A 302-nucleotide genomic window follows, 5' to 3' on the forward strand; every position below is an offset into this window, starting at 1 on the left:
GCAGCCCACTGTTTAAGACGCCCTGGGGTCCAGCGTTGCTGCTTGCTGTGACGTTCCGGCATGTGCTCAGGGAGCGTGCTCATCCCCGGGATGGTTTTACGTGGATGGCTCGCGACCAGCTGTTGCTGGTGATAGACCTGAAGCAGGGTATCGCCCGCATGGAGCTCCAGTTGCTGACCCACATACTGGTGTGGCACCGAGTAATGGTGCTGCTCATAACTGACGTGATAGTCGATGTTGACCTTGACCGTTTTGATGGCGACATAGCGATAGGGATGCACCGGCAGTGGTCCCAGTGCCGG

The 302-nt window shown here is 58.3% G+C and carries 1 pseudogene; it reads right to left on the reverse strand.

Annotated elements, in window-relative coordinates:
- A pseudogene (locus MUW49_RS22195) lies at positions 1-302 on the reverse strand (IS21 family transposase); the annotation flags it as partial.

This window comes from Aeromonas sp. LsrichE-8G (assembly GCF_022869435.1).
In the GTDB taxonomy this organism is placed as follows: domain Bacteria; phylum Pseudomonadota; class Gammaproteobacteria; order Enterobacterales; family Aeromonadaceae; genus Aeromonas; species Aeromonas caviae.